This window comes from Bartonella sp. CL70QHWL, assembly GCF_042194855.1.
In the GTDB taxonomy this organism is placed as follows: domain Bacteria; phylum Pseudomonadota; class Alphaproteobacteria; order Rhizobiales; family Rhizobiaceae; genus Bartonella.
Genome location: NZ_JBHINJ010000028.1, coordinates 1 through 9,666 on the forward strand (window position 1 = coordinate 1; position 9,666 = coordinate 9,666).

Here is a 9,666-nt window from a genome sequence, read left to right on the forward strand (position 1 = left end):
TCCACGCCATGTGCCGCTACCAAATGAGACACTCAAAGATCCTGGCTCGTCGAAGTAACGTAGGTTGGATACTGCTAGACCAACGGCGGCTGCTTGCCTTGCCTCTTTCCGTACGCTCTTAATATCATAACTTAAAATATTAAACTTCATATCTGTATATCGGTCAGACCGATCAACAGCATCATCAATGGCATTAATAACAATATTATCCACCCGACTATCCGTATATTTTTTTGCATCATCGAGAACAATTTTCATCTGTTGCTGAGTGTAATCATGCAGTTGACCACCATTCACAGCTTCTTTCGAGTCCTTCTCAATACGGCCATCCGCAACATTATCAATTAAAACAGGTTCACTGGAATCTCCACCCTCTAAAGTGATCCTATTGGTTTTGTTTCCTTCTCCATCTTTATCATAGTTAACTGCGCCATCAGAAAGATTATTAACCGTGTTCTCAATATTATCAACTCTGTCTTCAATATTGAAAACCGTTTCACCAATATTCGTAACCGTAGTGGAAATATTGTCGACTCTGTTTTCAATATGCTTAATATCTTTTTCAACGCCAGTGATACGTTCGTTGGTCTCCCAAAGCTGTCCGCCATTGACTGCATCTTTTGACCCTTCTACAATTTTACCATCTGCTACATTGATAATCTTACTTGGTTGACCATCATGGCTAGCGTCATAAGCTTTTTTCTGCTCATTCCAATTTAAACCATTAGACGAGACATTGTTTTCAACATTTTGAATGCGGTCGTTTATCTTAGACATACTCTCACTCACGCCGTCAAAAGCACTGGCAACGTTATGATAATTCTTCTTTTCACCAGAGCTACCGTCAGCCTTGAATTGTGCTATCTTGAAAGTAGGAGCAGTCCATTCTCCATTATTATAGCCAGCGCCACCACCAAAATACGCAGCCAATTGGTTGCTCATAAGATAAAGTTGCGAACCATTTATAGCATCGGTTGAATTAGCAGAAATATCTCCATTGGCAAGAAACTTAATTTTGCTATTGGTTCTTCCCTCTCCATGCTGTGCTACAAATGCCTGCTCATCACTGTTCCACAACAAGGCGTCCCCTTTAACTTCTTGAGTAATATTCGTGATTTTTTCATTGACATCGTTTACCACATTCGTCAGATGCGTATTCACACTCTTCACATTTGCATCAAGACCTGTCAAAGCTGAGCCAACGTCATGATAATTGGCTTTTGCCACCTGACCATCTTCAACAATAACAGATAAACTATATTTTGGTCCTTTAAAGGCACCATTTTCGAATGAAGCATCACCACCAAAATAATTTGCTATATCTCCAGATATTTTATTAATTTGGTTCCCATTGATTGCATCATGCGATCCTTGCGCAATTATGCCATCTTTAACATTATGGAGAGCAACAGGGTCTTGGTTATCTACCCCACCTAAAGTTACGCTACCATAATTAATGGCACCATTTTCTTTATCGTAGAGAACTGCAGCAGCTCTTGTGAGATTAATATCATTAGAAATCATCTCTATACTTTTATCAAGCTGGGCTTTGTTAACAGCTTCATCACTCCACTCTGCAGCTTTTACACCGGAAATTGTACGAGCATCACCAGATTCGTTTGCAACATTGATTTCTATACCACCTGTTGACTCACCAATGGTGATAGCACCTTCATTCTCTTCCTGCTTAACGAGGCTATTTTTTGTCGCATTCGTAATCTGATTTTGAATATTCGTGATAGAAGCATCAACAGCATTAAAAGTAGATTCAAAACCATTGTGTGGCTTACCCTGAATAGTGTAAGTGGGAGCCTTACCGTTAGATACATCTGCACCACCACCAAAATATTGAGATGTATTTTGAGAAATTTTTTCTAGATTATTCGTAACAGTGGTAACATTCTGATTAGTAACAAAAAGTTGTGAACCATTTACCGCATCGGTTGAATTAGCAGAAATGTCTCCATTGGCAAGAAACTTAATTTTGCTATTGGTTCTTCCCTCTCCATGCTGTGCTACAAATGCCTGCTCATCACCGTTCCACAACAAGGCGTCCCCTTTAACTTCTTGAGTAATATTCGTGATTTTTTCATTAACATCGTTTACCACATTCGTCAGATGCGTATTCACACTCTTCACATTTGCATCAAGACCTGTCAAAGCTGACCCAACGTCATAATAGTTGGCTTTTGCCATCTGACCATCTGTATCAATAACAGATAAACTATATTTTGGTCCTTTAAAGGTACCATTCTTGAATGACGCACCACCACCAAAATAATTTGCTATATCTCCAGATATTTTATTAATTTGGTTCCCATTGATTGCATCATGCGATCCTTGCGCAATTATGCCATCTTTAACATTATGAAGAGCAACAGGGTCTTGGTTATCTACCCCACCTAAAGTTACGCTACCATAATTAATGGCACCGTTTTCTTTATCGTAGAGAACTGCAGCAGCACTTGTGAGATTAATATCATTAGAAATCATCTCTATACTTTTATCAAGCTGGGCTTTGTTAACAGCTTCATTAGCATTTACAGCTGCCTTCACACCAGAAATCGTCCTATCGTTGCCTGCATTATTTGCAACATTGATTTCTATACCACCTGTTGCCTTACCTATGGTGATAGTACCTTCATTTTCTTCTTGTTTAACGAGGCTGTTTTTTGTCGCATTCGTAATCTGATTTTGAATATTCGTGATAGAAGCATCAACAGCATTAAAAGTAGATTCAAAACCATTGTGTGGCTTACCCTGAATAGTGTAAGTGGGAGCCTTACCGTTAGATACATCTGCACCACCACCAAAATATTGAGATGTATTTTGAGAAATTTTTTCTAGATTATTCGTAACAGTGGTAACATTCTGATTAGTAACAAAAAGTTGTGAACCATTTACCGCATCGGTTGAATTAGCAGAAATGTCTCCATTGGCAAGAAATTTAATTTTGCTATTTTCTTTGTCTGCTCCATGCTGTGCTACAAATGCCTGCTCATTATTACTCCACAACAGAGAATCTTTAGAGACACCATCAATTTTCTGAGTAAACTCATTGGCTACATGTGTTAAGCGGCTATTCACATTGTTGATATTGTCATCAAGCCCTGTCAAAGCATCACCAACATTATTATGGTCCTTAGTTATTGCTACACCATCTTCAGAAATTTGCGATAAATGATAGTGCGGACCAAACAAAATACCTTCGCTAAATTCCGCATCACCACCAAAAATGACTGCTACATCTCGGGATATTTTTTCAATCTGGCTACCATTAATTGCATCATGCGATCCTTGCGCAATCATGCCATCTTTAACATTATGGAGAGCAACCGGTGCCGTAGTCTTATCACCACCTAAAGACACACTATTATAATTAACGGCTCCATCTGCTTTTTTATCGTAGAGAACTGCAAAAGCACCCACTTTCTGAATATTGAACACCTCTTCACCAAGATCAGTAACCGTAGCTGATATGTTAGTAACCTTATCGTTAATATGGACAATATCCTTTTCAGCACCTGCAACACGATCATTCGTCTTCCAAAGCTGACTACCATTGATTGCATCATGCGAATTTTCAATAATTTTCCCATCTTTAACATTACGGAGAGCAACCGGTGCTGTAGTCTTATCACCACCTAAAGACACACTATTATAATTAACGGCTCCATCTGCTTTTTTATCGTAGAGAACTGCAAAAGCACTTCCCTCTTCAATGTTATTAATACTGTTACTAATATCTGCTATACGCCCATCCAGTTGTTCTTTATTAACAGCGTCATTAGCATTTACAGCTGCCTTCACACCGGAAATTATCCTATTTTCACCAGATTTGTTTGCAACATTGATTTCAGTGCCACCTGTTGACTCACCAATGGTGATAGCACTTTCATTTTCCTCCTGCTTAACGAGGCTGTTTTTTGCCACATTCGCAATCTGATTTTGTATATTCGTGATAGAAGTATCAACAGCATTAAAAGTAGATTCAAAACCATTATGTGGTTTGCCCTGAATAGTGTAACTGGGCGCCTTACCGTTAAATACATCCGCTCCACCACCAAAATATTGTGATATATTATGAGTTACACCTTCAACTGTATTCTCAATCTTCCCTAACTGCGCAAAATTCACTGCATCCTCAGGTTCTTCCCCAGCTGCCACTCCTGTAATCTGCTTATTGCCAGCATTAATACCATCCACAGTTATACCAGCCCCATTAGCAAACAGAATGCCATCATCACTTATAGAGCTTCTTCCAGCGGTAACTCGTTCCACTGTAATATTCTTAGCTAGATCAAATTTTACATTATTGTCTTCCTCACCTTTTATAATCGTAAGGTTGCCACTTGCCGCTGACAAATCTACAGTATCTTTTATACCAACGGCTTTAGCATTTTCACCCCCAACGGATAGGTTCCAACCTTGATCTACGTATTTTTGTAATGATTTTAACTGCGCAACATTCACAGCATCAGTATTATAAGTACCAGCTGCCACCCCCTCAAGCTGGCGCGCCATCTTCTCTTTATCATTACCAATAGTCGCTATACCTGCATTACCTACCCATACATGACTATCATCACCTGATAAACCTTTAGTGAAAGGATCATAACCGGCCATGCCAAAACCTGAGACAGTCCCAGAACCGTCCCCAAGAATAACCTTTCCATACGCCCGCGTTTCAGGCCCAGACCCTATAGCAACAGTTTCATCACCATCAGCCCTCACTCGTAAAGAATAAGCATTTACGAATGCATCTCTATTATCATCTTGGTTATTATATCCGGCATCTATCGCGATATTACCTAGTCCTAAAGCGTGCGCTGTAGAGTCTATAGCTACACTTTTCCCCTTTTCCGTATATTCCTCTGGATCTAAAATAACAGCGCCACCCACTGTAAAGATATTTTGCGCATCTTTCCATACAGACCTTCCGTCGACTGTTAAAACATTTATGGTAGAATTATCCCCCCCCATACCACTTGTATAATCATTATAAGCAGAAAGAGTACTTTGCGGATAAACCACGGCAGCATTCTTCACATTTTCAAGAGATGCTTTTGTTAAATCGAGATTTGCTGAAAAAACAGGAGAAGCATTCGATAAAAACAATGCCACCGCAGTTCCTAACGAAGCTACTTTAAACAATGATGATCGATGATGTGAACGAGAAAAACTCAAATCACGTAGATTTTGTGTAGTATATAATTTTTTCATAATACCCCCTTCATAATAATAGATTAAAAACACAAAAAAGGTATGCTCTAGAACTCTAAAGCTTTCTTATTTCCTTTGCGTGTTCCTGCTTTTACAGCGTGTTTTAGGTCATAAATAAAATTAAGACATAAGCTGTTGTTTCTACAGCGTCTTTAGAAGGGTAATTAGGGGAAGGTTCGTGAAAATCAATTTGAGGAAGGTAAAAAAATACTTAATATTAGAATATATTTCATTTTTCTATCATAGGTTGTGTGTTGTTTTTAGCTTTGATCTCTTTGAAAGAGGTATAATTTTTGTTGTGCCTATTGATCATCCGCTAGGCATCAGTTTATTTTTCGTGAATAAGATTTTTTTATTTCATTAGAGGATTTATGAAAGCTTTTTACTAAAATGCCCCATCTATATCCTTACTAATGGTAATGTGTCTCGTTGCTGTATCCTGTTTTACAAAAATACTCACTGCTACTTGTTCTTTTATTTCCTTCAGTTGTGAAAAATTCATTGCACTATCTAGCACCCATATCTTTAGCTGCCTCATCAGAAATAGACAGTTTCCAACCTTTTTTCTTACGACTTCTTCTAAATCTTGCAACTGTCTAAGGTTCACTGCATCGGCAGATTTTCTATCAGCTGCTACGCCAGCTGCTACGCCTATAATTTGTCGCGTTATGTTCTTACTAGGAACACCAATACTTACTGCAACTTTCGTACTTTTCCATTGAGATTAGATGTTTTTAACCGGTCCTTGCAGAACAGACGTATCTCCAAAAACGCCAGCAGCTCTACCAGACACAGAGTTGTTCCCGATAGCTCTCCCATCAACCATCACTTTCTTTAGAATAGGAACCTAAAGCGATACTTCCACCCCCTTTTGCTTTTGAATAGAAGCCCATAGAAATAGCTTCTTGAGCAAATGCATATGCACGGAGTGACCAAGAGCAATCGAACCATATTCTAAAGCTTTAGAAACAGCTCCTACTACTGTTGCATAATCACTCTTCGAAAGAGTATAATCATTTTCCCCGTGTTCGCTCTTCTTATTATATTCACCACCTACTGCGACACTGCTTTTCTCTAAAGCATGAGTCATATTGCCTACAGCAACGCTCCATTCTTTTTCCGTTTGCGCTCCACTACCCTAAAGCAATACTTGTGTTTGGAGTACATTGCATATCCTGTAGATCGTTGCATTATAAAGCATACGTTTAAAACTATACGAAAATAAAAGCTAAAACTGTCTTCTTTTAATAAAGGGTATATTCGTATTTACATTGCTTGAAGCATTTTAATAAATCAAAATAATAGCAATCAATTTTTTGAATCTTTACCACTAAGCTCTTTTATTCTCAACAAAAGTTGTAATAAGCTTTTTATATTCGGATTTTATATAATTACGGGAGTTTTATACATTTAGAATAGCTTTAGAGAGTTCTGGAAGAAAGTAAAAAATTTGCCCTTTTCTTAAATAAGAAAAAGGCAAATCAATTTTATGGATTTAGTCGTTTATTAGTTGAGTATCACATTAACCCCTGTACTTATACCCCAGTGACCTCCAGAAGTGGTAATTGACAAGTTGGAACCAATATCACCGTTCTCTGAAGTATAACCTGCACCAAAAGCAAAAGCAGATTGACTACGCCATAAACCACTACCAAATGCGATTGTTAATTTTCCAGGAATATCACTATAGCGTAAACCAGCTACCGCTAAACCAACAGCTGCTGCTTGTCTTGCCTCTTTTCGAACATCCTCAACAGCATAACTTAATGTCGAAAACTTCATATCCGTATACGAATTAGCCCCACTAACTCCATCTTTTACAAGATGAGAAATTTGCTCATCCGTATACTTATTGGCACTTTCAAGCACAAAATCCATCTTATCTTTTAATTGACCGCCATTAACCGCTTCTTTCGAATCCTTTTCTATCTTTCCATCGGCTACATTGGCTATTAATACTGGAGAACTTTCATCTCCACCAACTAAGCTAACTTTATTGGTCTTTTTTCCCGTTTCTTTATCTTTATCGTATTGTACAGATCCCTCCGTAACTCTATTTTCAATATCCTTGACCTGATCTGTAATCATCTGCTGAGTTTCCCAAAGCTGTCCTCCATTCACTGCTTCTTTTGAATCTCTGTCTACCTTACCATTCGCTACATTGATAATCTTACTTGGACTCTTAACACCCTGAGAATCCACATGAGATGCATCATAACTTCCTTTTTCTTCATTCCAATTCAGACTATTCAAAGAGGTACCCTTTTCAACTTCTTTTATACGATCGTTGATAGTGCTCATGCTGTCATTAACAACATCAAATGCTTCAGAGACATTATTACGCTCCTCTTTATCACCTTTCGTACCATCCTTATTAAAGACCTGAACAGCGAATTTTGGTCCTTGCCAGTTTCCTTCCTTATCATAACCAGCTCCTCCACCAAAATATGAGGCAAATGTCTGTTGAAGTGTATAAATCTGACCACCATTAATCGCATCCGTCGAATCTTCTGATATCTTTCCTTTCGCAAGGAACGTGATCTTGCTGTTTTCCTTGTTACCTTCTTTCTCATGCTGTGCTACAAACGCACCTGCATCATCACTCCACAACAACGCATTTTGCTCAATGTTGTCTGAAATCTCATTATGAAGATTCTTGAAAACCTTATTTACACCGGCAAACGCGGCTGCAATGCTATCATAATTCTCCTCTTCAAAGCTTCCATCTTCTTGGAAAGTCATTATCTTGAAACCTGGAAGCGCCCAGCCATCACCATCATACTTAGCATCACCACCAAAATACTTTGCTAGCGACTGATTCAGATCATAAATCTGTCCGCCATTAACCGCATCACTCGAGCCTGATACTATAGAGCCAGCCGCAAGTGATGTGATCTTGCTTGCTTTTCTGTCATCACCTTTCCCATGCAGAGCGATAAAAGCTTTGTCACCATCGCTCCAAGATAAAGAATCTTGTGCAACTCCCTCTGAGACCTCCTTAATGCGAGCGTTCACATTCTTGATATTGTCATCAAGTCCTTTAAAGGCAGAACCAACATCGGTATGCGGTTTATCTGTTACTTCGCCACCTTTATCAATACTGGATAAATTATAAGTTGGCCCTTTAAAAGCACCACCCTTAAATTCAGCATCTCCACCCAACAATTTTGCTATATCCATTGAAAGAATGTGAACCTGTCCTCCATTGATAACATCCGTTGAGTTTTCCGCAATCGATCCGGCGGCTACATTATGGAGCGCAACAGGTGTAGCATCCTTCCCTTTCCCAAAAGTTACATTTGTATAATCAGTTTGATTATCTGTTGTTTTATCGTAAAGAACAACAGAAGAACTATCAGACAGAAGGGTATCAGAAAGATCCTTCAAACCTTTATCAAATTGTTCTTTGTTCACAGCTTCATTGGCTTTTTCTGCTGCCTTCACACCAGAAAGGGTTCGATCCTTACCACTCTTGTTTGCGATATTGATTTCACTACCTTCTACTCCTTTACCAATGTTGATAACATCTTCATTTTTCGTAACAAGCAAATTACTGATTACATCGCTGATCGCAGTTTGAACCTTTGTGAAAAGTTTACCCACACCTGAAAATGCATCTGATACATTCTTATAGCTTGATTCAGCTTCAGTGCCATCATCATTGATAATTTTGAGCTTAAAATCAGGAACTTTCAATTCCCCATCCTTATATTCAGCGTCATCAGAAAAATATTTTGCAACCTTATCGCCCAGTGAATAAAGTTGAGAACCATTTACGGCATCCATCGATTCTTTCGTAATATCTCCTACAGCAAGCGATGTGATTTTACTTGCCTTTCTGTCATCACCTTCCCCATGCTGGGCAACAAAAGCTTTGTCAGCATCGCTCCAAGATAAAGAATCTTGTGCAACTCCTTCTGAGACTTCCTTAATGCGAGCATTCACATTCTTGATATTATCATCAAGTCCTTTAAAGGCAGAACCAACATCGGTATGCGGTTTATCTGTTACAACACCTTTTTCATCAATATTCGATAATTTATACCCTGGTCCTTTAAAGTTTTTGCCATCAAAGGATACATCGCCACCTAAAATCTTTGAGAAATCATCTGTGATGATATGAAGCTGTCCACCCGTGACTGCATCATATGAACCCTTGGCAATCTGACCATCGGCAACATTGTGAAGTGCTACAGCAGCAGAATTTGCACCTTTTCCTAAAGTCACACTCGCATAATTTATAGTGTTATTATCACCATCTTTTTTATCATAGTGAACAACAGCCGAGTCATCTGATTGAAGACTATTAGAAAGCTTCTCTAAACTTTCATCAAGCTGACCTTTATTAACCGCTTCATTATTTTGTGTTGCTGCCTTCACACCAGAAAGAGTTCGATCTGCTTTGCTACTATTAGCGATATTGATTTCACTGCCTTCTACTTC

The 9,666-nt window shown here is 38.7% G+C and carries 3 protein-coding genes and 1 pseudogene; all 4 read right to left on the reverse strand.

The genetic code is table 11. From position 1 onward, the window contains the following. Positions 1-5,223, reverse strand: a 5,223-nt coding sequence (locus ACFIJZ_RS08740) for a Vomp family autotransporter (RefSeq protein ID WP_375631723.1), incomplete at its 3' end; no start/stop codon positions are given. Positions 5,224-5,608: 385 nt separating this feature from the next. Then, positions 5,609-5,914: a hypothetical protein gene (locus ACFIJZ_RS08745; RefSeq protein ID WP_375631727.1), complete on the reverse strand. Its 306-nt coding sequence runs from the start codon at positions 5,912-5,914 to the stop codon at positions 5,609-5,611. A gap of 156 nt (positions 5,915-6,070) precedes the next feature. Further along, positions 6,071-6,328 (reverse strand): annotated as a pseudogene (locus tag ACFIJZ_RS08750) (hypothetical protein); the annotation flags it as partial. A gap of 401 nt (positions 6,329-6,729) precedes the next feature. Then, a partial coding sequence (locus ACFIJZ_RS08755) for a YadA-like family protein (protein ID WP_375631725.1) occupies positions 6,730-9,666 on the reverse strand: 2,937 nt, incomplete at its 5' end.